Annotated in this window: 24 protein-coding genes and 2 pseudogenes; 8 read left to right on the plus strand and 18 right to left on the minus strand. The window is 70.6% G+C overall.

Annotated elements, in window-relative coordinates; genetic code table 11:
• Positions 1 to 192: 192 nt before the first annotated feature.
• Entirely contained in the window at positions 193 to 1,392 is a 1,200-nt protein-coding gene (locus OG286_RS12380) for a hypothetical protein (protein WP_405361624.1), read from the minus strand.
• Positions 1,393 to 1,557: 165 nt separating this feature from the next.
• Here OG286_RS12380 and OG286_RS12385 point away from each other — a divergent pair, with 165 nt between their 5' ends.
• A complete protein-coding gene (locus tag OG286_RS12385) occupies positions 1,558 to 2,001 on the plus strand; it encodes a VOC family protein (protein ID WP_396320483.1) in 444 nt (147 codons plus the stop codon).
• A 4-nt stretch (positions 2,002 to 2,005) separates the two neighbouring features.
• Here OG286_RS12385 and OG286_RS12390 read toward each other — a convergent pair whose 3' ends face one another.
• The gene (locus OG286_RS12390) at positions 2,006 to 3,661 is read right to left on the minus strand and encodes a hypothetical protein (RefSeq protein ID WP_396320484.1); all 1,656 of its coding nucleotides are present in this window, start codon (positions 3,659 to 3,661) and stop codon (positions 2,006 to 2,008) included.
• Positions 3,662 to 4,092: 431 nt separating this feature from the next.
• Between OG286_RS12390 and OG286_RS12395 the strand changes: the two genes are divergently transcribed.
• A complete protein-coding gene (locus OG286_RS12395; protein WP_396320485.1) occupies positions 4,093 to 5,382 on the plus strand; it encodes an MFS transporter in 1,290 nt (429 codons plus the stop codon).
• Positions 5,383 to 5,598: 216 nt separating this feature from the next.
• Here OG286_RS12395 and OG286_RS12400 read toward each other — a convergent pair whose 3' ends face one another.
• Genes OG286_RS12400 through OG286_RS12435 form a run of 8 tightly spaced genes read right to left on the minus strand, consistent with a single transcriptional unit; the run spans position 5,599 to position 12,420 of the window.
• A complete protein-coding gene (locus OG286_RS12400; protein WP_396320486.1) occupies positions 5,599 to 5,982 on the minus strand; it encodes a metal-sulfur cluster assembly factor in 384 nt (127 codons plus the stop codon).
• Positions 5,983 to 6,005: 23 nt separating this feature from the next.
• The gene (gene sufU, locus OG286_RS12405) at positions 6,006 to 6,470 is read right to left on the minus strand and encodes a Fe-S cluster assembly sulfur transfer protein SufU (protein ID WP_396320487.1); all 465 of its coding nucleotides are present in this window, start codon (positions 6,468 to 6,470) and stop codon (positions 6,006 to 6,008) included.
• A 16-nt stretch (positions 6,471 to 6,486) separates the two neighbouring features.
• Positions 6,487 to 7,734, minus strand: coding sequence for a cysteine desulfurase (locus OG286_RS12410; RefSeq protein ID WP_396320571.1), 1,248 nt, complete (start codon positions 7,732 to 7,734; stop codon positions 6,487 to 6,489).
• Positions 7,735 to 7,757: 23 nt separating this feature from the next.
• Positions 7,758 to 8,522 carry a Fe-S cluster assembly ATPase SufC gene (sufC, locus tag OG286_RS12415; protein WP_396320488.1) on the minus strand — a complete coding sequence of 255 codons (765 nt, stop codon included), beginning with the start codon at positions 8,520 to 8,522 and terminating at the stop codon, positions 7,758 to 7,760.
• Positions 8,523 to 8,528: 6 nt separating this feature from the next.
• Positions 8,529 to 8,846, minus strand: coding sequence for a bifunctional 3-phenylpropionate/cinnamic acid dioxygenase ferredoxin subunit (locus OG286_RS12420; RefSeq protein ID WP_396320489.1), 318 nt, complete (start codon positions 8,844 to 8,846; stop codon positions 8,529 to 8,531).
• A gap of 5 nt (positions 8,847 to 8,851) precedes the next feature.
• Entirely contained in the window at positions 8,852 to 10,096 is a 1,245-nt protein-coding gene (gene sufD, locus OG286_RS12425; protein WP_396320490.1) for a Fe-S cluster assembly protein SufD, read from the minus strand.
• Between the two features lie 56 nt (positions 10,097 to 10,152).
• Entirely contained in the window at positions 10,153 to 11,568 is a 1,416-nt protein-coding gene (gene sufB, locus OG286_RS12430; protein WP_396320491.1) for a Fe-S cluster assembly protein SufB, read from the minus strand.
• 9 nt (positions 11,569 to 11,577) lie between these two features.
• Positions 11,578 to 12,420 carry a helix-turn-helix transcriptional regulator gene (locus tag OG286_RS12435; RefSeq protein ID WP_396320492.1) on the minus strand — a complete coding sequence of 281 codons (843 nt, stop codon included), beginning with the start codon at positions 12,418 to 12,420 and terminating at the stop codon, positions 11,578 to 11,580.
• A 192-nt stretch (positions 12,421 to 12,612) separates the two neighbouring features.
• On the opposite strand from OG286_RS12435, the gene OG286_RS12440 reads away from it, so the two are divergent.
• Together OG286_RS12440 and OG286_RS12445 are read left to right on the plus strand one after the other, a co-directional pair.
• Positions 12,613 to 13,539: an ABC transporter ATP-binding protein gene (locus tag OG286_RS12440; protein WP_405365233.1), complete on the plus strand. Its 927-nt coding sequence runs from the start codon at positions 12,613 to 12,615 to the stop codon at positions 13,537 to 13,539.
• Positions 13,540 to 13,586: 47 nt separating this feature from the next.
• Positions 13,587 to 14,306 (plus strand): ABC transporter permease, encoded by a 720-nt coding sequence (locus OG286_RS12445; RefSeq protein ID WP_396320572.1) that lies wholly within the window; start codon positions 13,587 to 13,589, stop codon positions 14,304 to 14,306.
• Positions 14,307 to 14,346: 40 nt separating this feature from the next.
• Here OG286_RS12445 and OG286_RS12450 read toward each other — a convergent pair whose 3' ends face one another.
• The 5 genes from OG286_RS12450 to OG286_RS12470 all read right to left on the minus strand — a co-directional run bounded on the left by OG286_RS12450 (position 14,347) and on the right by OG286_RS12470 (position 16,007).
• The gene (locus tag OG286_RS12450; protein WP_405365235.1) at positions 14,347 to 14,760 is read right to left on the minus strand and encodes a DUF3592 domain-containing protein; all 414 of its coding nucleotides are present in this window, start codon (positions 14,758 to 14,760) and stop codon (positions 14,347 to 14,349) included.
• A gap of 113 nt (positions 14,761 to 14,873) precedes the next feature.
• A complete protein-coding gene (locus OG286_RS12455; protein WP_396320495.1) occupies positions 14,874 to 15,155 on the minus strand; it encodes a hypothetical protein in 282 nt (93 codons plus the stop codon).
• Positions 15,152 to 15,394: a hypothetical protein gene (locus tag OG286_RS12460; protein WP_405365237.1), complete on the minus strand. Its 243-nt coding sequence runs from the start codon at positions 15,392 to 15,394 to the stop codon at positions 15,152 to 15,154. The genes OG286_RS12455 and OG286_RS12460 overlap by 4 nt, the downstream gene beginning before the upstream one ends.
• Positions 15,382 to 15,642, minus strand: a complete 261-nt coding sequence (locus OG286_RS12465) for a hypothetical protein (RefSeq protein WP_405365239.1) — start codon at positions 15,640 to 15,642, stop codon at positions 15,382 to 15,384. Before OG286_RS12465 ends, OG286_RS12460 begins: the two co-directional genes overlap by 13 nt.
• The gene (locus OG286_RS12470) at positions 15,639 to 16,007 is read right to left on the minus strand and encodes an ATP-binding protein (RefSeq protein WP_405365241.1); all 369 of its coding nucleotides are present in this window, start codon (positions 16,005 to 16,007) and stop codon (positions 15,639 to 15,641) included. The genes OG286_RS12465 and OG286_RS12470 overlap by 4 nt, the downstream gene beginning before the upstream one ends.
• Positions 16,008 to 16,313: 306 nt before the next feature.
• On the opposite strand from OG286_RS12470, the gene OG286_RS12475 reads away from it, so the two are divergent.
• On the plus strand, positions 16,314 to 17,177 hold the full coding sequence (locus tag OG286_RS12475) for a helix-turn-helix domain-containing protein (protein ID WP_405365243.1): 864 nt from the start codon (positions 16,314 to 16,316) through the stop codon (positions 17,175 to 17,177).
• Entirely contained in the window at positions 17,170 to 17,370 is a 201-nt protein-coding gene (locus OG286_RS12480; protein ID WP_405365245.1) for a DUF397 domain-containing protein, read from the plus strand. Before OG286_RS12475 ends, OG286_RS12480 begins: the two co-directional genes overlap by 8 nt.
• A 638-nt stretch (positions 17,371 to 18,008) precedes the next feature.
• Here OG286_RS12480 and OG286_RS12485 read toward each other — a convergent pair.
• Positions 18,009 to 18,410 (minus strand): TipAS antibiotic-recognition domain-containing protein, encoded by a 402-nt coding sequence (locus tag OG286_RS12485; RefSeq protein ID WP_405361617.1) that lies wholly within the window; start codon positions 18,408 to 18,410, stop codon positions 18,009 to 18,011.
• Positions 18,411 to 18,523: 113 nt separating this feature from the next.
• On the opposite strand from OG286_RS12485, the pseudogene OG286_RS12490 reads away from it, so the two are divergent.
• Positions 18,524 to 18,652, plus strand: a pseudogene (locus OG286_RS12490) (IS256 family transposase); the annotation flags it as partial.
• Between the two features lie 262 nt (positions 18,653 to 18,914).
• Here OG286_RS12490 and OG286_RS12495 read toward each other — a convergent pair.
• Positions 18,915 to 19,436 carry a PadR family transcriptional regulator gene (locus OG286_RS12495; RefSeq protein ID WP_396320502.1) on the minus strand — a complete coding sequence of 174 codons (522 nt, stop codon included), beginning with the start codon at positions 19,434 to 19,436 and terminating at the stop codon, positions 18,915 to 18,917.
• A gap of 88 nt (positions 19,437 to 19,524) precedes the next feature.
• Between OG286_RS12495 and OG286_RS12500 the strand changes: the two genes are divergently transcribed.
• Positions 19,525 to 20,082: a hypothetical protein gene (locus OG286_RS12500; RefSeq protein WP_396320503.1), complete on the plus strand. Its 558-nt coding sequence runs from the start codon at positions 19,525 to 19,527 to the stop codon at positions 20,080 to 20,082.
• A 7-nt stretch (positions 20,083 to 20,089) separates the two neighbouring features.
• On the opposite strand, the pseudogene OG286_RS12505 reads toward OG286_RS12500, so the two are convergent.
• A pseudogene (locus OG286_RS12505) lies at positions 20,090 to 20,684 on the minus strand (transposase).
• Positions 20,685 to 20,746 lie beyond the last annotated feature (62 nt).

The raw sequence follows: 20,746 nt of genomic DNA on the forward strand, positions 1-20,746 counted from the left end.
CCGACCGGGCGGGCCCGGTACGTGGCGTGCGAGGTGTCGAGGCAGGTCGCCGACGCCCAGCAGACTCCGCCGGCCCGGTGAACGCACGGTGAATCGGACGCTTCGTCAGCGTGGTCATTTGCCGACCGTATTCGAATCCATGACCCGTTCTTTGCCGTGTTCAGCACCGGCCACGGCCCGCCCACCAGGGATCTACCGCGGCGACCGCCCCGCCCGCGCCGCCCGCCACTGCTCCCAGGCCGAGAGCCAGAGCTGCTCCCCGAGCCGCTCCTCCCAGCTGTCGCCCTCACATGCCGGCCGGTCCCGCCAGAGCTGCGCCCAGGCGCGCTGCGCCGGGAGGCTCGCCACCTCGCTGGCGAACACCGTGTAGCGGATCACCTCTTCGACGGCGGCCTCCCCCTCCGGCGTGCCGACCACCCACTGGGTCTGCCGGGAGAGCCGGTTGAGGTGGTTGACCATCGCCGTCACCGCCGCGACCGCCTCCTCCCGGCTCTCCGAGGCGAGCCGCATCTGCTGGCGCACCGCGGCCTCCCAGCGCAGCGCACCGGCCTCGCCACGCAGCCCGCGCGGCAGCCGGGGCGTCCGCCCGGCCCGGACCTGCGCCTCGATCGCGGCGGACTCGGCGATACCGTGCTCGATCACCGCCCGGTGCGCCTCCAGCCCGGTGGCCGGGACGAGTTCGCGCTCCTCGACAGGGACGTGCCGGCCGCGCCGGGAGGCGAGCAAGCGCAACAGCGCGGTCCGGCCACGCAGGTACCGCTCGACGTCCTCGACCGGGGCCAGTTCGAGGCCGCCTGGCGGCACCCCGCGCCCGCAGACGGTGACGGTCAGCCCGCCCACCCGGAGCCGGACGGCCCAGACCGGCCCGGCGCCGGGCTTGGGGCAGACGCCGGGCACGGAGACGTCAGGGCGGTCCCAGAGCTCGCGCCGGTCCTCGTGCACCTCCACCGCCTGCGGTTCGCCGTCCACGGTGATCCACTCGCGCAGCGCCCGGACCCGTCCGGGGCAGTCGCCCTCGTCCACGCCGAGCTGCTCGTAGACCCGGTCGCGCTCGTCCTCGACCACGTCCTCCAGCTCGGGCAGCGCGCCGGGCCGGTCGGCGCCGGGCCGGTGGGTGCGCACGGTGACGTACGGGCCGTCGGCGGAGGCCCAGTCGCCGGAGCGGACCTCGACCCAGGAGAGCAGGCCGTCCGAGGTCTCGAAGGCGGCCAGGGCGTCCCCCTCCGGGCTCACCCCGTAGGCGACCCCGTACACGGGGAAGTCCGCCGCGGCAAGGGTACGGCGGGCGAACTCCTCCTGGTCGGCGAAGCGGTCCTCCCGCGCCCGCGCGTCCACCCGCCCCGGCCCGTCTCCCCGGAGACCGTCCTGCCTGCCACCGCTCTCCCGCGTCATCCCGCGCCGCACCCCCGAATCCTCACCGCTCCCGCGCGTCTGCCGGACACGATACGTGGCCCGACCTGCCGGGTCATCAGCTCCTGCGCCCCACCAGGCGGATCGGTACGCCTGGCACCGTGTCAGGGCCGGGGTTTGTCAGTCCGGCTTCCTACGCTGTCGGGCATGACAGCTTCCGAGGACTTCCCCGCCCGCATCAGCATCGTCACCCTCGGGGTTGCCGATCTCGACGCCAGCACCCGCTTCTACGAGGCTCTGGGGTGGCGGCGCTCCTCCGCATCCAGCCCCGAGATCGTCTGGTTCCGCACCGCCGACTCGGTGCTCGGGCTCTTCCCGCACGACGAACTGGCCGCCGACGCGGGTGTGCCCGCCACCGGCGAGCCGTCGTTCCGGGGCGTCACCCTCGCGGTGAACCTGGAGTCGCCCGAGCTGGTGGACGCCGCCCTGGAGACGGCCGTCGCGGCCGGGGCGACGGTGGTCAAGCCCCCGGCCGCGACCAGCTGGGGCGGCTACTCCGGCTACTTCGAGGACCTCGACGGCCACCTCTGGGAGCTGGCCCACAACCCGTTCTTCCCCTTCACCGAGGACGGCTCGCTGGACCTGCCGTGACGCACTACCCCTTCGACCGCGCCTTGAAGGCCGCCTTGCGGGCCTCCTTGGCCACCGTCCGGTCCAGGTGCAGCTCGCCGACCACCTCCAGCACGTCCGCCGTGTACGGGTGGTCGACCCGCCAGAGCTCGCCGAAGTAGCTCGCCGGGTTGTCGGTCACCGGCAGGTCGGCGATGAGCTCGCGCAGCAGCTCGGCGTCGCCGCCGGTGTCGAGCAGCTGGGCGGCGAAGGTGTCGACCACCGTCCAGAGCACCATCCCGCGCTCCGGCGCGGGCACGTCCGTGGCCCCGAGTCCGGCCAGCCAGGCCCGCGCGCCCCCGCCCAGCTCGGGGTCGTCCAGCACCTCCCGGACGGCGGGCTCGGCTGGCTCGCCCAGCATGGCCAGCGCCAGCTGGCAGAGCATCCGGCGCATCGGCGCGTACGCGTCGTTGCCGCGGGCCGCGGAGAGCAGCTCGCGCGCCGCCGCCACCGGCTCCCGGCCGGTGATCCAGACCCGCAGCTCCTCGTCGGGCAGCACGTTGGTCGACTCGCAGACCGCGCGCAGCAGTTCGGAGGCGTCGCCCTGGGCCAGCTCGCCGACCAGCGGAGCGTCGTAGCCGTCCTCCAGCAGCCACTGCCGGATGCCGTACTGGCCGAGCGGGGTCAGCCGGACGAGGCCGAACCGGGCCGACTCCTCCTCGTCCAGCGGCTCCTCGCCGACGGCGGGGCCGGCCGGCGGGGCGGCCTCCTCGCCCTCCTCCTCGTCGAAGAGCTCCGGGTCGATCGGGCGGTAGTCCAGCAGGCCCAGCTCGGCGAGGTCGCCCAGCATCGGGTCCAGTGCGACCATCACATCGGTGATGTCGCCGAGCAGCTCTTCGCTCGGTTCCTCCCCCTCCGGGACGACCAGCAGCGCGGCCAGCACGCCGAGCGGCACGGTCTCGCTGCCGGCATCGGCGAAGGCGGTCGTCTCGTACAGCACCTGCAGCGCCTCGTCGAGCAGCTCGGCGGCCTCGTCCCGGGCATCCTCGACCTGCGACAGCCGCTCCTCGTCCTCCTCCGTCGGCTCCGCCCCGTCGGCCGCGCCCTCGTCGGCGCCCTCCTCCGGCAGCGAGTCCGCCTCCACCGCCAGCTCCCGGACGATGCCGGCGGCGGTCAGCCACAGCTCCAGGACGGTCTCCGGATCCCCTTGCTCGGCCGGCTCCAGATCCGGCCCGGGGACGGCCACGTGCTCACCGGCGGCGGTGGTGCCGATCTCGACCAGGTCCAGGTCACAGGCCAGCGACCAGGCCCTCATCGCCTCGACCACGGCCTCCTCCGGGGCGTCCCCCTCCTCGGGGGCCAGGCCCAGCAGCCGGGCGGCCGGCGCCCGGTCCGGGCCGGTGAGGTCACCGAACTCGTCCACCGTCCGGTGCGGGGCGGCCCAGCGGGCCAGCTTCAGCGCGTACCCGAACATCGGCACGGCCTTGGCCTGCGCGGCCAGCTCCGACTCGGCGGGCAGCTTCACCGGCGGCACCAGCACGGCCGCGTCGTCGAGGTCCTCGTCGTCCAGCCCGTGCGCGGCGAACGCCCCGTAGAGGTCCTGCAGCTCCAGGTCGGCCGGCAGCACCGCACCGCCCGCCCCTTCCTCGCCCGGCGCAGCCGCCGACGAGGCCCCAGCGTTCTTCCGACGTCGTCCGGCCATCGTTGCGCGTTCTCCCTACACCGAGCGGTCAGCCGATCGGCACACCGGAATCAGCTCCGTGTGCCGGTCCACTACCTCAGCGTATAGGCCGGGCATGCCCGATGCGTGGACACGGGGGCGCGCGCCCAGGGCGCGCGCCGTACCGCGTATCCTTCGCTTGGCGCCGTGCACACCCCGCGCGGCCCAACCGGGCAACGAAGCCCAACCACGCAGTCCGTATACCCGCCCACCAGGGAACATTCCGTAAGGCCACCACCCAAGGCCATACCGGCCCGCGGTGGCACCCCTCACAGGAGACCCCTGATTTGACTCCTCCACCCCGTAGCCGGGGCGGCTTCTCACTCGGCTCGCCCGAGCCTCATGACGGCCAAGCCCTGACCGCTGCCATTGGGCAGAGCCCCACCGTACTACGCGGCGTCATGGCGCCGGGGATGTTTGACGGACGCCGACTGTCGGAGGCCCTGCTTCCCCTGGAACTCGCGCCGCGCGCCCAGCTCCAGCTCGCCGCGATCAGCCGCTGGAACGCGCTGCGCGGTGTGCGGGTCGGCCTCGTCGCCGCCGCCCTCCTCTTCATGCTGATCGGTGCCAACCTGGCGACCCCGATCTACCCGCTGCTCCAGACCCGCCTCGCCCTGACCGCGCTCGACACCAGCGTGCTGTTCACGGTGTACGTGTTCGCGCTGGTCCCGGTGCTGGCCGTGGTCGGCCACTGGTCGGACCACCTCGGCCGGCGCGCGCTGATCCTTCCCGCGGTCGGCCTGGCCGCCGCCGGCGACGTGGTCTTCGCCACCTCCGGCAGCTTCTGGCAGCTGGCCGTCGGCCGCGCCGTCCAGGGCATCGCGGTGGGTCTGTCCACGGGCGCCGCCGGCGCCGCCCTCGGCGACCTGCTGCCCGAGCGCCCGACCCTGGCCGCCAAGCTCACCCTCGCCTGTTCGGCCGGCGGCGTCGCGCTCGGCCCGGTGGTCGGCGCCCTGCTGGCCGGCGGCTCGGACCCGCTGCTGACGCCGTTCCTGCTGCACGCCGTCGCCCTGCTGGCGCTCTGCGTGCCGCTCGCCGTGGTCCACCCCCGGATGCCCGGCCGCAGCCGCCCGCCGGCCTCCCCGCCGCGCATCACCACCCCGGCCCACCTGCGCCCGCAGCGGCTGCGGATGCCCCGCACCGGCCGCCACGAGTTCCTGCTGGCCTCCGGTGCGGGCTTCGTCTCCTACGCGGTCTTCGGCGTCTACCTCAGCCTGGCCCCGGCGTTCTCCGCCAAGCTGCTGCACACCGACTCCCGGCTGACCGGCGCCGTCGTGGCGGCCCTGCTGCTCGGCTCCTCCGCCCTCGCCCAGCTGCTCGTCCCGCCGACCGCGGACCGCGTGGTCATCGCCCTGGGGCTGACCGGCCTGGCCGCCGGCCTCGGCCTGGTCGTCGCCGCCCAGTACACCGGCACCCCGGCACTGCTGTTCATCGGCAGCGTCCTCGGCGGCGCCTGCCAGGGCGTCGCCTTCCGCTCGCTCTTCACCTCCGCCGTGGCCGCGATGAACCCGGAACGCCGGGGCTCGGAGCTCAGCTCCCTCTGGGTCATCGTCTACCTCGGGTCCTCGCTGCCCATCGTCGGCGTCGGCGCCCTCGTCCAGCGCTACGGCCTCCTCCCCGCCACCAGCGGCTTCGTCGCCCTCGCGGCCACCGTCTGCCTCGCTCTGGCCGTCGCCGTGGCCAAGCGCCCGAAGCGCGCCTGACACAGCACGAACGCCGCCGCCCGGTACGGATTCCGTACCGGGCGGCGGCGTTCGGTGTGGATCACACCGTCCGGAGCTTCCAGCTGTTCGTGCGGAACTCGAAAGCGAACGGACTCGGCGGCAGTCTCGCCACCCACCGGCAGATGTACCACTGCCGCGCGAATCATTCCCCCGAAGGAGAAATTCGCGCGGCAGCAGGTTGACGATCGACGGATCTCAGACGTTGAAGCCGAGGGCGCGGAGCTGGTCGCGGCCGTCGTCGGTGATCTTGTCGGGGCCCCACGGCGGCATCCAGACCCAGTTGATGCGCAGGTCCTGGACGAGGCCGTCGGTGGCCGTCTTGGCCTGGTCCTCGATGACGTCGGTCAGCGGGCAGGCCGCCGAGGTGAGCGTCATGTCGATGGTGGCCACGTCCGACTCGTCGATGTGGATCCCGTAGATCAGGCCCAGGTTGACGACGTCGATGCCCAGCTCGGGGTCGACGACGTCCATCAGGGCCTCGGTGAGGTCCTCGACGGAGACGGTGCCGGCGGTGGTGCCGACGATGACGGTCGGGCCCTCCTCGGCGGAAGGGGCGGGCGTCTCGGTGGTGTCGCTCATGGTGTCTGTCCTCCTCTTCTGCGTCAGTTGGTGGGGGTGCCGTCGACGGCGGGCCGCTCGGCCAGCGCCTTGGCGGTGGCGTCCTTCCAGGCCATCCAGCTCAGCAGTGCGCACTTGACCCGGGCCGGGTACTTGGAGACGCCGGCGAACGCGACCGCGTCCTCCAGCACCTCCTCGTCGCCCTCGCCCTGGCCCTTGCTCTGCATGAGCTCCAGGAAGGCCTCCTGGACGGCCTGCGCCTCGCCGACGGTCTTGCCGACCACCAGGTCGTTCAGCACCGAGGCGCTGGCCTGGCTGATGGAACAGCCCTGCGACTCGTACGAGACGTCGGCGACCGTGGCGCCGTCGAGCCTCACCCGCAGGGTGATCTCGTCCCCGCAGGTGGGGTTGACGTGGTGCACCTCGGCGTCGCCGTCCCGCAGCCCCTTGCCGTGCGGGTTGCGGTAGTGGTCCAGGATGATCTCCTGGTACATCGAGTCGAGCTTCATGTCGTGGGCCGTCCTGTCAGCCGAAGAAGTTCCGGACGTGGTGCAGGCCGTCGATCAGGGCGTCGACCTCGCCCGGCGTCGAGTACAGATAGAACGACGCCCGCGTGGTCGCCGGAATTCCGTACCGCAGGCAGACCGGCCGCGCGCAGTGGTGGCCGACGCGCACGGCGATGCCCTGCTCGTCCAGCACCTGGCCCACGTCGTGCGGGTGGATGTCACCCAGCGTGAACGAGATCGCGGCGCCGCGGTCCACGGCCGTGCGCGGGCCGATGATCCGCAGGTCCGGGACCTCCAGCAGGCGCTCGACGGCGTACTCGGTGATCGCGTGCTCGTGCGCGGCGATCTTCTCCATGCCGATGGCCGACAGGTAGTCGATTGCCGCGCCCAGCCCGACCGCCTGGGCGATCGGCGGGGTGCCGGCCTCGAACTTGTGCGGCGCCGGGGCGTAGGTGGACGAGCCCATCGTGACGGTCTCGATCATCTCGCCGCCGCCGAGGAACGGCGGGAGGTCCTCCAGCAGCTCCTGGCGGCCCCAGAGCACGCCGATACCGGTCGGGGCGAGCATCTTGTGGCCGGTGAAGGCGACGAAGTCGGCCTCCAGCGCCTGCACGTCCAGCACCATGTGCGGCGCGGCCTGCGAGGCGTCGATCACCACGAGGGCGCCGACGGCCTGGGCCTTGCGCACGATGGTCTCGACCGGGTTGACGGTGCCGAGCAGGTTGGAGACCAGGGTGAACGAGACCACCTTGGTCTTCTCGGTGATCAGCTCGTCGATGTTGGACAGGTCGAGCCGGCCCTCGTCGGTCAGCCCGAACCACTTCAGCTTCGCGCCGGTGCGCTGCGAGAGCAGCTGCCACGGGACGATGTTGGAGTGGTGCTCCATCTCCGTGATGACGATCTCGGACTCGGCGTCCACCCGGTACGGCTCGTCCGCCCAGGTCAGCATGTTGGCGACCAGGTTGAGCGACTCCGAGGCGTTCTTGGTGAAGACCACCTCGTTGCGGCTCGGCGCGTTGACGAACGCCGCGACCTTGTCACGGGCGCCCTCGTACAGCGCCGTGGCCTCCTCGGCGAGCACGTGCACGCCGCGGTGGACGTTGGCGTTGTGCCGCTCGTAGTAGGCGTTGAGCGCCTCGAGCACCTGGCGCGGCTTCTGCGAGGTGGCCGCGTTGTCCAGGTAGACCAGCGGCTTGTCGTCGTGCAGCAGCCGCTGGAGGACCGGGAAGTCCTTGCGGATCGCATCGGTGTCGAGCAGACCCGACAGAACCGCCGACTCGTGCGTATGGGTCACTCGGAAGCGCCGCCCTTCACGTAGGACTCGTAGCCCTCGTTCTCCAGCTTGTCGGCCAGCTCGGCACCGCCGGACTCGACGATGCGGCCGCCCGCGAAGACGTGAACGTGGTCGGGCTTGATGTACCGCAGGATGCGGGTGTAGTGGGTCACCAGCAGGGTGCCGACCTCGCCGGTCGAACGGACCCGGTTGATGCCCTCGGAGACGATCCGCAGCGCGTCGACGTCCAGGCCGGAGTCGGTCTCGTCGAGGATCGCGATCTTCGGCTTGAGGAGCTCCAGCTGGAGGATCTCGTGGCGCTTCTTCTCACCGCCGGAGAAGCCCTCGTTGACGTTGCGCTCGGCGAAGGCCGGGTCCATCTGGAGGGCGGACATCGCCTCCTTGACCTCCTTCACCCAGAGCCGCAGCTTGGGGGCCTCGCCGCGGACGGCGGTGGCGGCGGTGCGCAGGAAGTTGGAGACCGAGACACCGGGGACCTCGACCGGGTACTGCATGGCCAGGAAGACGCCGGCCCGGGCGCGCTCGTCGACGGACATCTCCAGGACGTTCTCGCCGTCCAGCAGCACCGAGCCGCCGGTGACGGTGTACTTGGGGTGACCGGCGAGCGAGTAGGCCAGGGTGGACTTGCCGGAGCCGTTCGGACCCATGATCGCGTGGGTCTCGCCCTGCTTCACGGTCAGGTCGACGCCCTTCAGGATCTCCCGGGGGCCGTTCTCGGCCTCGACGGAGACGTGCAGGTCGCGGATTTCAAGGGTTGCCATGTGTACTCAGGACTCCTGGTTGACGGAGACGAGCACATCGTCCCCTTCGATCTTTACGGGGTAGACAGCGACCGGCTTGGTGGCGGGCAGGCCGGAGGGCTTGCCGGTGCGCAGGTCGAAGCTGGAGCCGTGCAGCCAGCACTCGATCATGCAGTCCTCGACCTCGCCCTCGGAGAGCGAGACGTTCGCGTGCGAGCAGATGTCGTTGATCGCGAACACCCCCTCGTCGGTGCGGACGATGGAGACCGGCACGCCGTTGAGGTCGACGCGCTTGGGCACGTCCTCGGCGAGCTCGCTGAGCGCGCAGGCGCGGAGAAAGCTCATCTGGCTCAGACCGCCGCTTCCAGCTCGGCTTCGATCTTCTCCATCAGCTGGTCCTGGATCTCGGCGACGCCGATCTGCTGGACCAGCTCGGCGAAGAAGCCGCGCACCACCAGGCGGCGGGCCTCGTCGGCCGGGATGCCGCGGGCCTGCAGGTAGAAGAGCTGCTCGTCGTCGAAGCGGCCGGTCGCGGAGGCGTGGCCGGCGCCGACGATCTCGCCGGTCTCGATCTCCAGGTTCGGGATCGAGTCGACGCGGGCGCCGTCGGTGAGCACCAGGTTGCGGTTGTGCTCGTAGGTGTCGGTGCCCTCGGCGGCGGCGCGGATCAGCACGTCGCCGACCCAGACGGCGTGCGCGTCCTGGCCCTGCAGCGCGCCCTTGTAGACCACGTTGGAGCGGCAGTGCGGGGTGTCGTGGTCGATGACCAGACGGTGCTCCAGGTGCTGGCCGGCGTCGGCGAAGTAGAGGCCGAACAGCTCGGCCTCGCCGCCCGGCGCGGCGTAGGAGACCCGCGGGTGGATGCGGACCACGTCGCCGCCGAAGGTGACGACCACGGACTTCAGCGAGGCGTCCCGGCCGACCAGGGCGGTCTGCTGGGTGGCGTGCACCGCGTCGCGGTCCCAGTCCTGGACGGAGACGAAGGTGAGCTTGGCACCGTCGCCGACCAGGAGCTCGACGTTGGCGGCGCGGGTGCCGGTACCGGTGTGGTTGATCACCACGACGGCCTCGGCGAACGGCTTGACGTCGACCACCACGTGGGCGAAGCGGGTGCCGCCCTCGCCGTGCACGTCGATCTTGACCGGCTCGGTGAGCACCGTCTCCTTGGGGACGGTGACCACGAGCGCCTGCTCGAAGGCGCTGAACGCCTGCGCGGCGACCCGGTCGACCGGCTTGCCGGCCTTGCCCAGGCGGGCGTCGTCGCGGCCGACGGCCTCGGCGGTGACGCCGTCCGGCAGGCTCAGCTCGACCTTGTCCGTGCCTTCGCCGTCCTTCTCGACCGTGGCAGCGGCGGTGCCGTCGTGCAGGCCGTTCAGGCGGTGGAGCGGGGTGAAGCGCCAGTCCTCCTCACGGCCGGTCGGCACCGGGAAGTCGCCGACCTCGAAGGAGGGCTTGACCGCGACGCGGGCGTCGATCGGCTGCTGGACGGAGGCGCGGCCGGTGCCGGGGCCGGCGAGCTGCGCGCCCGCCCCGGCGGTGCCGACCTCGATCGAACCGGCGGTGGTGGAGCCGGTGGGGGTGTTGACGTCAGCCATGGCTGTCGTGGTGCTCTCTTCCTAACGATGCGGACTGGACTGCGTGCGGCTGCTCGTCAGCCGACGGAGCCCTCCATCTGCAGCTCGATCAGCCGGTTCAGCTCCAGCGCGTACTCCATCGGCAGCTCGCGCGCGATCGGCTCGACGAAGCCACGGACGATCATCGCCATCGCCTCGAACTCGGTCATGCCCCGGCTCATCAGGTAGAAGAGCTGGTCCTCGCTGACCTTGGAGACGGTCGCCTCGTGGCCCATGGACACGTCGTCCTCGCGGACGTCCACGTACGGGTACGTGTCCGAGCGGGAGATGGTGTCGACCAGCAGCGCGTCGCAGAGCACGTTGGACTTGGCGCCCTTGGAGCCCTCGCCGATCTCGATCAGACCGCGGTAGGAGGTCCGGCCGCCGCCTCGCGCCACCGACTTGGAGACGATGTTGGAGGAGGTGTTCGGCGCCATGTGGACCATCTTGGCGCCGGCGTCCTGGTGCTGGCCCTCGCCGGCGAAGGCGATCGACAGGGTCTCGCCCTTGGCGTGCTCGCCCATCAGGTAGACGGCCGGGTACTTCATGGTGACCTTGGAACCGATGTTGCCGTCGATCCACTCCATGGTCGCGCCCTCGTACGCCACGGCGCGCTTGGTGACCAGGTTGTAGACGTTGTTCGACCAGTTCTGGATGGTCGTGTAGCGGCAGCGGCCGCCCTTCTTGACGATGATCTCCACGACCGCGGAGTGCAGCGAGTCCGAGGAGTAGATCGGCGCGGTGCAGCCCTCGACGTAGTGGACGTAGGCGTCCTCGTCGACGATGATCAGCGTCCGCTCGAACTGGCCCATGTTCTCGGTGTTGATCCGGAAGTAGGCCTGGAGCGGGATGTCCACCTGGACACCCTTCGGGACGTAGATGAAGGAGCCACCGGACCAGACGGCCGTGTTCAGCGCGGCGAACTTGTTGTCGCCGGCCGGGATGACAGTGCCGAAGTACTCCTTGAAGATCTCCGGGTGCTCCCTCAGAGCGGTGTCGGTGTCCAGGAAGATGACACCCTGCTCCTCGAGGTCCTCGCGGATCTGGTGGTAGACCACCTCGGACTCGTACTGCGCGGCGACACCGGCGACCAGGCGCTGCTTCTCCGCCTCCGGGATGCCCAGCTTGTCGTACGTCGCCTTGATGTCCGCCGGCAGGTCCTCCCAGGACTCGGCCTGCTTCTCGGTCGAGCGGACGAAGTACTTGATGTTGTCGAAGTCGATGCCGGTGAGGTCGGAGCCCCAGGTCGGCATGGGCTTCTTGCCGAACAGCTTGAGGCCCTTGAGCCGCAGGTTCAGCATCCACTCGGACTCGTTCTTCTTCGCCGAGATGTCGCGGACGACGTCCTCGCTGAGCCCGCGCTTGGCGGCGGCGCCGGCGGCGTCCGGGTCGGCCCAGCCGTACTCGTAGGTGCCCAGGCCTTCGAGCTCCGGGTGCGAAACGGTGTCAGTCATGCGAGCTTCCTAACGCGCGGACGCTGAGTCTTCGGTGGACGTACCGGCAGTCGGCACTGCATCGGTACCCGGGCCTGCGGGGCGCAGTGCGGGCGACGATGCGGCACCGGGTGCCGGCACATAGGTGGTGCAGACCCCGTCGCCGTGGGCGATGGTGGCCAGCCGTTGCACATGGGTGCCCAGCAGTTGGGAGAAGACCTCGGTCTCCGCCTCGCAGAGCTGCGGGAACTGCTCGGCGATGTGCGCGACCGGGCAGTGGTGCTGGCAGAGCTGCGCGCCCGCCGGGGCTTTCGCCGCGGCCGACGGAACACGCCGCACGGTGGCAGCGTACCCGTCCGCACTCAGCGCCTGGGCAAGCGCTTCGGTGCGCTCCCCGGCCTCGGCCTGGCGCAGCGTGGCGAGGTAGCGCTCGCCCTGCTTGCCGAACCGGGCCCGGGCGAAGGCGGCGACCGCCTCCTCGCCCGCCTTGCCGCCGCCCACCGAGTCGGAGATCCACCGCAGCGCGTCGGCCGCGAGCTGGTCGTACGCCTGGTAGAAGGCGTCCCGGCCGGCGTCGGTGAGGGCGAAGACCTTGGCGGGGCGGCCCCGGCCGCGGCTGCCGTACACCCGCTGTTCACGGGCGTCGACCAGGCCGGCGGCGGCGAGGCCGTCCAGGTGACGGCGGACGGCCGCGGTGGTCAGACCGAGCCGGTTCGCCAGGTCGGTGGCGGAGGAGGGGCCGTGGTCGAGGATCGAACGTGCGACCCGGTCCCGGGTCGCACGGTGGCCCTCCAGCAGCACCTCGGCCGCCGTCGCGGGCACGGCACAGCCGGGGGCCGACTCGGCCTCCTGCTGCGTGGTGTGCTCGCGCATGTTTTTCACAACACCAGTGTTGCGTAATTACTTCCGACAGGACAAGCCGTGATCCAGGCCTCACTGGTGTCATCTGTCACGCAGGTAAGGCTTACCTGGCCTGCGTGGACGATCAATCCGGCCGCCCCTTCCCCGCGGCCGCACCGGGGTCCCGCGACGGGCCCCGTGTTCACGCCTTCTACACTCGCCGGTATGCATTCCGAACCCGCGGTCCAGATCACCGGGCTGGTCAAGCGCTACGGCGAGAAGACCGCGGTGGACGGTCTCGACCTCACCCTCGCGCGCGGCGCGATCACCGCCGTGCTCGGTCCCAACGGCGCCGGCAAGACCACCACCATCGAGACCTGCGAGGGCTACCGCCGCCCGGACGCCGGCACCGTCCGCGTCCTCGGCCTCGACCCCGTCGCCCAGAGCGCCGAGCTGCGCCCCCGGATCGGCGTGATGCTGCAGTCCGGCGGCGTGTACGCCGGGGCGCGCGCCGTCGAGATGCTCCGGCACACCGCGAAGCTGCACGCCCACCCGCTGGACGTGGACGCCCTGGTCGAGCGGCTCGGCCTCGGCTCCTGCGGCCGCACCACCTACCGCCGGCTCTCCGGCGGGCAGCAGCAGCGGCTCGCCCTGGCCATGGCCGTGGTCGGCCGCCCCGAACTGGTCTTCCTGGACGAGCCCACCGCCGGCCTCGACCCGCAGGCCCGCCGCGCCACCTGGGACCTCGTCCGCGACCTGCGCCGGGACGGCGTCACCGTCGTCGTCACCACCCACCACCTGGACGAGGCCGAACAGCTCGCCGACCAGGTCGCCATCGTCGACCGCGGCCGCGTGATCGCCGAGGGCACCCCGGAGGAGCTCTGCCGCGGCGGCGCCGAGTCCTCGCTGCGCTTCGACGGCCCGCCCGGGCTCGACCTCGCCCCGCTGCTCAAGGAGCTGCCCGAGGGCGCCACCGCCACCGAGGCCTCCCCCGGCAGCTACCGCATCGAGGCACCCGTCGACCCCCAGCTGCTGGCCACCGTCACCGGCTGGTGCGCGGCCTCCGGCATCCTCCCCGAGCGGCTCGCCGTACAGCGCCGCAGCCTCGAAGACGTCTTCCTCGACCTGACCGGACGGGACCTCCGCTCGTGACGACCACCGATTACTCCCCGCAGCCGGGCGCCGCCCCCGTCGGCCGGATGCTGCTCGCGCAGACCGCCTTCGAGACGAAGATGCTGCTGCGCAACGGCGAACAGCTGCTGCTGACCGTGATCATCCCGACGGTGCTGCTCGTCCTCTTCTCCGCCGTCGACATCGTCGCCGTCGAGGGCCCCGGCAAGCGCGTCGACTTCCTGGCGCCCGGCCTGCTCGCACTTGCCGTGATGTCCACCGCCTTCACCGGACAGGCCATCGCCACCGGCTTCGAGCGCCGCTACGGCGTGCTCAAGCGGCTCGGCGCCAGCCCGCTGCCGCGCTGGGCCCTGCTCACCGCGAAGACGGGGTGCGTGCTGGTCACCGAGGCGCTGCAGGTGGCGCTGCTGTCGGTGATCGCGCTGGCGCTCGGCTGGTCCCCGCAGGGCGACCCCTTCAGCGTTGTCGCCCTGCTCGTCCTCGGAACGGCCGCGTTCTCCGGCCTCGGCCTGCTGATGGCCGGCACGCTCAAGGCGGAGGCCACGCTGGCCGCCGCCAACCTGGTCTTCATCCTGCTGCTGCTGGCCGGCGGCGTGATCGTGCCGCTGTCGAAGTTCCCGTCGGCCGTGCAGTCGGTGCTGGAGCTGCTGCCGATCGCCGCCCTCTCGGACGGCCTGCGCTCGGTCCTCCAGACCGGCGCCGGGGTGCCCTGGGCCGACCTCGGCATCCTGGGCGGCTGGGCGGTGCTCGGCCTGGCCGCGGCCGCCCGGTTCTTCCGCTGGGAGTGATCCCGGCGGTCGCACCCGGCACCGAGGCGATGAGCCGCCGTCAGGGAGCGGCGACGCCGCCCAGCAGCAGTAGTGCCGAGAAGCCGCCGAGGAAGAGGGTTATGCAGCCGTAGAGCCACGGGCTGGCGGGGCCGTCGAAACCGAGGATGACGATCTTCTCGGGACGGCGCGGGTGGTAGGCGACTGCGACCGGGTCTCCCCTGTCGAGTGGGCAGGAGTGGGGCGTGCCGGTGGCGCTCTCCGCCTCGACCGGCGTGCCGTCGGGAAGTTCGAAGCGGACCACCGGGTGGTGCTGGAGGTCGCCGTCCCCGTCGGTGTCGGTCCGAACATAGAGCACCTGGCCGACAGTGTGAACGCCGCGGCTGCGGATCCGGTGGACCTGGTGGGTCTCCCGTGCCGCGAAGCACGTGAGGACACCGAGCACGGCACCGACCCCGAGAGCGACTGTGTTCATGGACCCCGGAGCATAGGGGAGAAGCCGAGGCCCGCTCCCCGGACGCCGGCGAGAACGCCGGGATGGCGCGGCGAGGCCCTCGCCCGGGTCGGCGAGGGCCTTCGTGGTCGCGCTCAGTCGGGTATGCGGTGTCGGCCGGATTTGGTGGACGGTTGAGGGATCTCGGGGCCGAAGTGGCCGGCCTGGCGGGCGATCCAGGCGTACTCGTAGGTGCCGTCGGGGAGTCGGCGCAGCTCCCACCGGCCGTGTCGGCTGATCGGGGGCGGCGGGGCCTCTGCGTCCGGGTGCGGCATCTTGATCGTCGCGATCACGCCGAGGGCCACGGTGACGAGGGCCAGTGCGAGAAGGGTGATCAGCGCGGCGCCGACGAGGAAGCCGGCGGTGCCGGATCTCATCGGCGGATCCCGAGGACGCGGTGGCCGAGGTGGGCGGCGAGGGACTGGAGCAGGTCGTGGGCCTGGTCGCGGGTGAGGGGGAAGGCCAGCTGCTCGCCGGGGGCGGCGTGGACGTCGAGGTCCACGGCGAGGCGCAACTGGAGGGCGGCGTCGGGGACGTGCTCGACGGCGAGGTAGTGGGCGGTGGTGCGCTCGGTGTGGATCGCCCCGGTGGCGACCATCGGGATCAGGACTCCCACGGCTGGTCCCTTTCGGTGTCGCGGAGCAGGTGGAGGAGGTTGAGGGCGGTGCTGATGGGAGCGTTGCCGAAGTCGATCAGGATGCGGCCGTCGACGGCGCCGTTGACGGTGGCGGCGGAACCCCAGCGGATCCCGAACTTCGCTCCTCGGGTGTGGAGTTCACGGAGGAGGGCGGCGACCTGGGTGTCGCTGTAGTCACGCATCCGGGGGTCGTCGGGGGCGAGCGGGGTGCGGCGGGCGGCGCTCACGCGGCGCAGTCCAGCTCGAACCAGACGAACTTGCCGTTCTTACGGGGACTGGCCCCGAAGCGGTGAGTGAGCGAGCGGACCAGGTGCAGGCCGCGGCCGGACAGCTCGTAGGGGTCGGCGGAGACGTGCGGCTCGGGCAACTCCGGGCTGTCGTCCGCGACCGAGACCCGCAGGGTGCGGGTGGCGAGGAGGACGACGACCACGGCCGGGGCGGGGCTGCCCCCGTGCTTCCAGGCGTTGACGAACAGCTCACAGAGGGCGAGTTCGGCGTCGTGGATGAGGCCGTCCGGCCATCCGGCGGCGGACAGCGCGTGGCGCAGCGCCTCGCGGGCGGCGGACCAGTCGGGCGGGTTGAAGGCACACATGAGGGACCTCCGGATGAGGTTGAGCGGAGAGGGACTCGGCATTCACCGGCGGATACGTCACCGTGAGCCAGGCCAGGACATGGCTGCTCTGCGGTGCGAGGGCAGCAGGCGCCTACTGCCCCGGAAACAGGCCTTACTGACGATCCGTCGGATCGCTGTGACATAGACCATAGCGCACCCGCTCTTAAAGTTAATCCGAATGCGAGAAGGTTCCCTCTCCAGTGCGACGCTCGCTGCCCTGCACCCAAGTAGCACCGCCAGCGAGGGGCGCGGGACACTGGCGTCCGTACCTGCAGAGAGGACGTCATGGCCCTTCGCCCGAAACCAACCCTTCGCCAGCGTCGCCTCGGCGCCGAACTGCGAAGGATGCGAGAGCAAGCCGGCTTTGGAGGCAGCCACCTTGCCCGCTTGCTCGGGGTGACTCCAGCCCTGGTGACCCAGATGGAGAACGGGAAGTCGGCCGTCAGCATGGAGCGCCTGCGCGCGATCGCCACGGCCTGCGGATGCGGAAACGAACCCCTGATCGACGCACTCGCCAACATCATCGAGGAACGAGAGACAGGCTGGTGGGAGAACTACAGCCATGGTCTGACCACGGACCTGCTCGATGTCGCCGCGATCGAGGGTCATGCACGGAGGATCTCCACATACTCGATCACCTTCGTCCCGGGACTGCTCCAGACCCCGGCATACGCGACTTCGGTGTTCGCTCGTGCGATCCCACCGTTGCCGCGCGTCGATGTCGATCTCAGGATGGCTTTCCGCCTCCAGAGGCAACAGATCGTCCGGTCCGGCGCGACGCCCTACACGGCGTTCATCCACGAAGCCGCGCTCCGCATGCAGTTCAGTGGGCCGGAGGTGCTTGCCGAGCAACTCGGCGCTCTCATCAAGGACTCCGAGAGCGCCGGAATCTCAGTTCGAGTGGTGCCCTTCGACATCGAATCTCTGCCCGGCCCCAGCGAGAACTTCGTCTACACCGAGGGCCCGGTCCCCGAACTGGACACCGTGCAGATCGACATTAGCTTTGGCTGCCCACTTTTCGATACTCCCTCGGACCTGGCGAGTTACCGCGAAATCCTCACCCGCATGGCATCTGTGGCCCTCACGGAAGAGGGGTCGCGAGACTTCATCCGATCCATCAAGAAGGAGATCGAGAGTCAGTATGAGTAGCCCCATATGGCAGAAGTCCAGCTACTCCGGATCGAGCAACGCGTGTGTCGAGGTGCGTACCGCCCACGGGCGGGTCGAACTCCGCGAATCCGACGACGGCAACATCGTCATCCGCACCTCCCCCGCCAAGTTCGCCGCCTTCCTCCGCGGTGCCAAGGCAGGCGAGTTCGACCACCACACCGCCAACGCGTAGCGAATCGTTCCGGCGGCCCCTTGCTCCTCGCAAAGGGCCGCCGCGGCGCACCGGGGATACCCCGCGCTGCACCGCCGGATCGGCGCTACGGTGAATGGGACGGCAGGTGCCAAGGACTGCCACGGAGGCGCGTGCCCAAGCCGCCCGGTGATCGACCCACCGGCCTCCGACGTCGCCTCAAGGTCCACCGGGCCGGAAATGCCCGTTGAGAATCTCCACGTCCTCAAGGGAGGGGACGGCTTTGAGCAGGCGCACACCGAGCAGGGGAACGCTCCTGAAGTTGGCCGGCGTCATGGTCCTGGCATGCGGGTTGACCCCGCTCGCGGCAACGCCCGCCAATGCCTACCCGCTGCCTACCCGCTGCCTACCCGCCGGCCAGCTGCGGACTACGGTGCGGGACCAGATCGGCGCTTTTCGCGCGATGGACGTATCGCCGTCTGGAATACCGTACCGATTCCCTGACTCCCTCCCCCGGACCCACCGAGTTCGCCACCCCCTCAGGGCTTCGGCGCAGTCGCGTGACTCCCGCTCTGTGATCCTCCGAGGCCGGGGAGTGCAAGGGAGCAGCGGGGATGGCGTCCTTGAAGCTGGATGCCCTTCCAGGAAGGGGAATTGAGCTGCCTGCGCAGCTTCGGCGCCTACGAGGCGAAACCAACCCCGCGTTCAGCGAAGACACTGATCGCATCACCCAGGAACTCCACCATCCTGGGGTGGTAGGAGTTGTGAAACTCCCTCATGCCGTCGTCTTCTCCGTAGAAGAGCGACATGCCCACATAGGCCTCCCTGCTGGGGACGTAGAATCGGCAGATTATGTCGAAGTGCCTGCTGACGAGCTCCTGAATCTGTCGATCCCCGGGCAGGGAGGCGTCCAGAACGGCCGCGATCTCCCTGTACAGCACGTCCCAGTCCTGGTGGACCTGCTCTCTGTCCACGTGCGCCCAGTCGTTGGTCTCGGCAAGGCTCCTCGCCTGCTCTCCGGCCAACGCCCGGCGACACTCGTCCTCGTACTGACTGCGACTACCCATGGCACCGATTCCCATACGTCCAACACCCCGTCAGTGATCTTGATCCAGGCGAACAGTGACACACCCCCACACGGGCGGCAAGCCGTTTGTTCGAGGCGGAATCCAGGGCTCGGGCGCAGTGGTCCGACTCCACCGTCAAGCTCCGCACCAAGGTCACCCGCGGCGCCGGCAGCCCGGCAGCCGCCCTCGCGATGGTGTTCAAGCTCGTCGAGTCCGCCCGGAACCGCTGGCGCGCGATCACCGGAAGCCACCTCGTTCCCCCGCCAGTAGGCCCCGCTGACTCGGGACAGTCGACACCACGCGCCCCCCGGCGTGGGAAGTCGGACCCGCCGACTCCCCGCTCCCCCCGAGCGCCCAAGGCACCGCGGCGCTCGGGCCGAACGCGTCCCGGCACGGCGACCGGCGGCCGGGCCGAGGAAGACCCCCTCGCCCACCGCCTCCAAGCTGCCCTGCGCTGCCGAACCTCCCCCGACCGGACGAGGCCGAGAAGAGCAGACTTTGGCAGGGGTCCGCGGGCGATCAGTGGCCGTCCCGGATCTGCCCTTCGGCCCACTCGGCCCACTCGCGGCGCATCGCGTTGAACCGCAGGCCGTACTCGAGCGCGATCCTGCTGTGGACGGCGGGGTCTCCGTCGCCCCGGCCGATCTCCTCTTCGGCGGCCTGCAGTCGTTCCTGGTGGCGTTCGGAGATCCGGGCCAGCCACCGCAGGTAGTCGCGCCCCTGGGCGGGGGTGAGCACGCCGAGGAAGAAGACCCGCAGCAGGAGGTCGCTGCGCGCATGCTGGGTGGGTGTCGTCTCGGTGAGCCAGTGCTGCAGTTCGGCCAGGCCCTCGGCGGTCAGGGCGTATTCCTTGCGGCCTCGAGGTCCGTGGGCGCTGACGGTGATCAGACCACTGTCGTCCAGCCTGGTCAGTTCCGTGTAGACCTGGCTCTGGGTGGCCGGCCAGGCGAGGGCGAGCGAGCTCTCGAACTCTTTCAACAGGTCGTAGCCGCTGGCGGGCCGGTCCACCAGCAACCCCAACAAGGCGTGTCGAAGACTCATGCCCGCAGCCTAGCTTCCACAATTGACATGTCGTCAGAGGAGGTTCTACGTTGGGCCGTCGTCATGCCGATCCAGGGGGAGATTCACCATGACCTACGTCCTCACGTTCCTGCCGTGGATCGTCTACGCCGTCCTGCCGTCCGACCGCTGGCAGTGGGCCGCGCTGGCCGGCCTGGTCGTGGCCGTGGGAGTGATCGTCAAGCGGCGTTCGACGGGAAGCGGCTTTGACGCGCTGATCATCGAGACCGGGTCGGCGGGCTTCTTCGCCGTGCTGGCCGCCGTGGCCTTCGCCAAGCCCGACTCGGCCGTTCACGCGTACTCGGCCGCGCTGTCCTCCTGTGTTCTCGCCCTGATCGCCGGCGCCTCGCTGGCGATCGGCAAGCCGTTCACCCTCGGCATCGCCAAGCAGTCCACTCCGCGCGAGGTTTGGCATCAGCCGCTTTTCGTGCGCACCAACCGCGTCCTCACCGGCGTCTGGGCCACCGCCTTCGCCGCGACCGCCGCCGTGCTGGCCGCCCTCGGCCACGCCGACCAGGGCCACTCGACCACCGCCACCCTGGTTCAGGTCGCCGGCTTCGTGATCCCGATGGTGTTCACCAACCGCTACGTCGCCACCGTCCAGGAGCGGGCACGACCGCAGGGCTAGTGCCGCATCAAGCAACGTTCGCCTTGTCGACTACGTCGCGGAGTCGCTTGTCGGCGGCGTGCTTGTTTCGCGAGATGATGTATCGGCGGATCATGCTGCCCTGTTACTTGTGGCTGGGATGGTCGGTGCCGTCGAGGGCGAAGTAGCGCAGGGCGGTGGACTGGGCCTCGATCCGGTTGAGCCAGGAGCTGTTGGTCGGGGTGTAGGCGGTCGTCGACCACCCCCTCGGCGACCAGGAAATCGGCCAGCTTGGCCAGGCTCCAGGTCGAGAACGGCAGGCCGTGCTCGGCCGGCTTGGACTTCGCGATCTTCTTGATCTCCCGGCGCTCGGGCAGGGTGAACGTCCTCGGTCGACCGCCCTTGTACTTGGGGTACAAGGAGTCGAAGCCGTCGGCGTTGAAGTTGTGGATCACGTCCCGGACCCGGTCCGCTCTGGTGAACGTGACCTCGGCGATCCTCGCCACCGGCATGCCCTGCGCGGACAACAGGACCATCTGGGCGCGTCGCCAGGTCACCACCGACTCGGTACCTCTGCGGACGATCCGCAGCAGCCGTCCGCCCTCGTCATCATCGATCTCACGGACCTGCACACGTTCAGCCACGTGATCATTGTGGCGGCGCTCCGAACAGCACCCGTGCGGCACTACACGACGGGGCGAACGTG

The sequence above is a fragment of the Kitasatospora sp. NBC_00039 genome (assembly GCF_045160625.1).
Lineage (GTDB): Bacteria > Actinomycetota > Actinomycetes > Streptomycetales > Streptomycetaceae > Kitasatospora.

Bases quoted from the DNA above. Each gene is read 5' to 3' on its own strand.
- OG286_RS12380 (WP_405361624.1), bottom strand. From the start codon at position 1,392: ATGACGCGGGAGAGCGGTGGCAGGCAGGACGGTCTCCGGGGAGACGGG.
- OG286_RS12385 (WP_396320483.1), top strand. From the start codon at position 1,558: ATGACAGCTTCCGAGGACTTCCCCGCCCGCATCAGCATCGTCACCCTC.
- OG286_RS12390 (WP_396320484.1), bottom strand. From the start codon at position 3,661: ATGGCCGGACGACGTCGGAAGAACGCTGGGGCCTCGTCGGCGGCTGCG.
- OG286_RS12395 (WP_396320485.1), top strand. From the start codon at position 4,093: ATGTTTGACGGACGCCGACTGTCGGAGGCCCTGCTTCCCCTGGAACTC.
- OG286_RS12400 (WP_396320486.1), bottom strand. From the start codon at position 5,982: ATGAGCGACACCACCGAGACGCCCGCCCCTTCCGCCGAGGAGGGCCCG.
- sufU (WP_396320487.1), bottom strand. From the start codon at position 6,470: ATGAAGCTCGACTCGATGTACCAGGAGATCATCCTGGACCACTACCGC.
- sufC (WP_396320488.1), bottom strand. From the start codon at position 8,522: ATGGCAACCCTTGAAATCCGCGACCTGCACGTCTCCGTCGAGGCCGAG.
- OG286_RS12420 (WP_396320489.1), bottom strand. From the start codon at position 8,846: ATGAGCTTTCTCCGCGCCTGCGCGCTCAGCGAGCTCGCCGAGGACGTG.
- sufD (WP_396320490.1), bottom strand. From the start codon at position 10,096: ATGGCTGACGTCAACACCCCCACCGGCTCCACCACCGCCGGTTCGATC.
- sufB (WP_396320491.1), bottom strand. From the start codon at position 11,568: ATGACTGACACCGTTTCGCACCCGGAGCTCGAAGGCCTGGGCACCTAC.
- OG286_RS12435 (WP_396320492.1), bottom strand. From the start codon at position 12,420: ATGCGCGAGCACACCACGCAGCAGGAGGCCGAGTCGGCCCCCGGCTGT.
- OG286_RS12440 (WP_405365233.1), top strand. From the start codon at position 12,613: ATGCATTCCGAACCCGCGGTCCAGATCACCGGGCTGGTCAAGCGCTAC.
- OG286_RS12445 (WP_396320572.1), top strand. From the start codon at position 13,587: ATGCTGCTCGCGCAGACCGCCTTCGAGACGAAGATGCTGCTGCGCAAC.
- OG286_RS12450 (WP_405365235.1), bottom strand. From the start codon at position 14,760: ATGAACACAGTCGCTCTCGGGGTCGGTGCCGTGCTCGGTGTCCTCACG.
- OG286_RS12455 (WP_396320495.1), bottom strand. From the start codon at position 15,155: ATGAGATCCGGCACCGCCGGCTTCCTCGTCGGCGCCGCGCTGATCACC.
- OG286_RS12470 (WP_405365241.1), bottom strand. From the start codon at position 16,007: ATGTGTGCCTTCAACCCGCCCGACTGGTCCGCCGCCCGCGAGGCGCTG.
- OG286_RS12475 (WP_405365243.1), top strand. From the start codon at position 16,314: ATGGCCCTTCGCCCGAAACCAACCCTTCGCCAGCGTCGCCTCGGCGCC.
- OG286_RS12480 (WP_405365245.1), top strand. From the start codon at position 17,170: ATGAGTAGCCCCATATGGCAGAAGTCCAGCTACTCCGGATCGAGCAAC.
- OG286_RS12485 (WP_405361617.1), bottom strand. From the start codon at position 18,410: ATGGGAATCGGTGCCATGGGTAGTCGCAGTCAGTACGAGGACGAGTGT.
- OG286_RS12495 (WP_396320502.1), bottom strand. From the start codon at position 19,436: ATGAGTCTTCGACACGCCTTGTTGGGGTTGCTGGTGGACCGGCCCGCC.
- OG286_RS12500 (WP_396320503.1), top strand. From the start codon at position 19,525: ATGACCTACGTCCTCACGTTCCTGCCGTGGATCGTCTACGCCGTCCTG.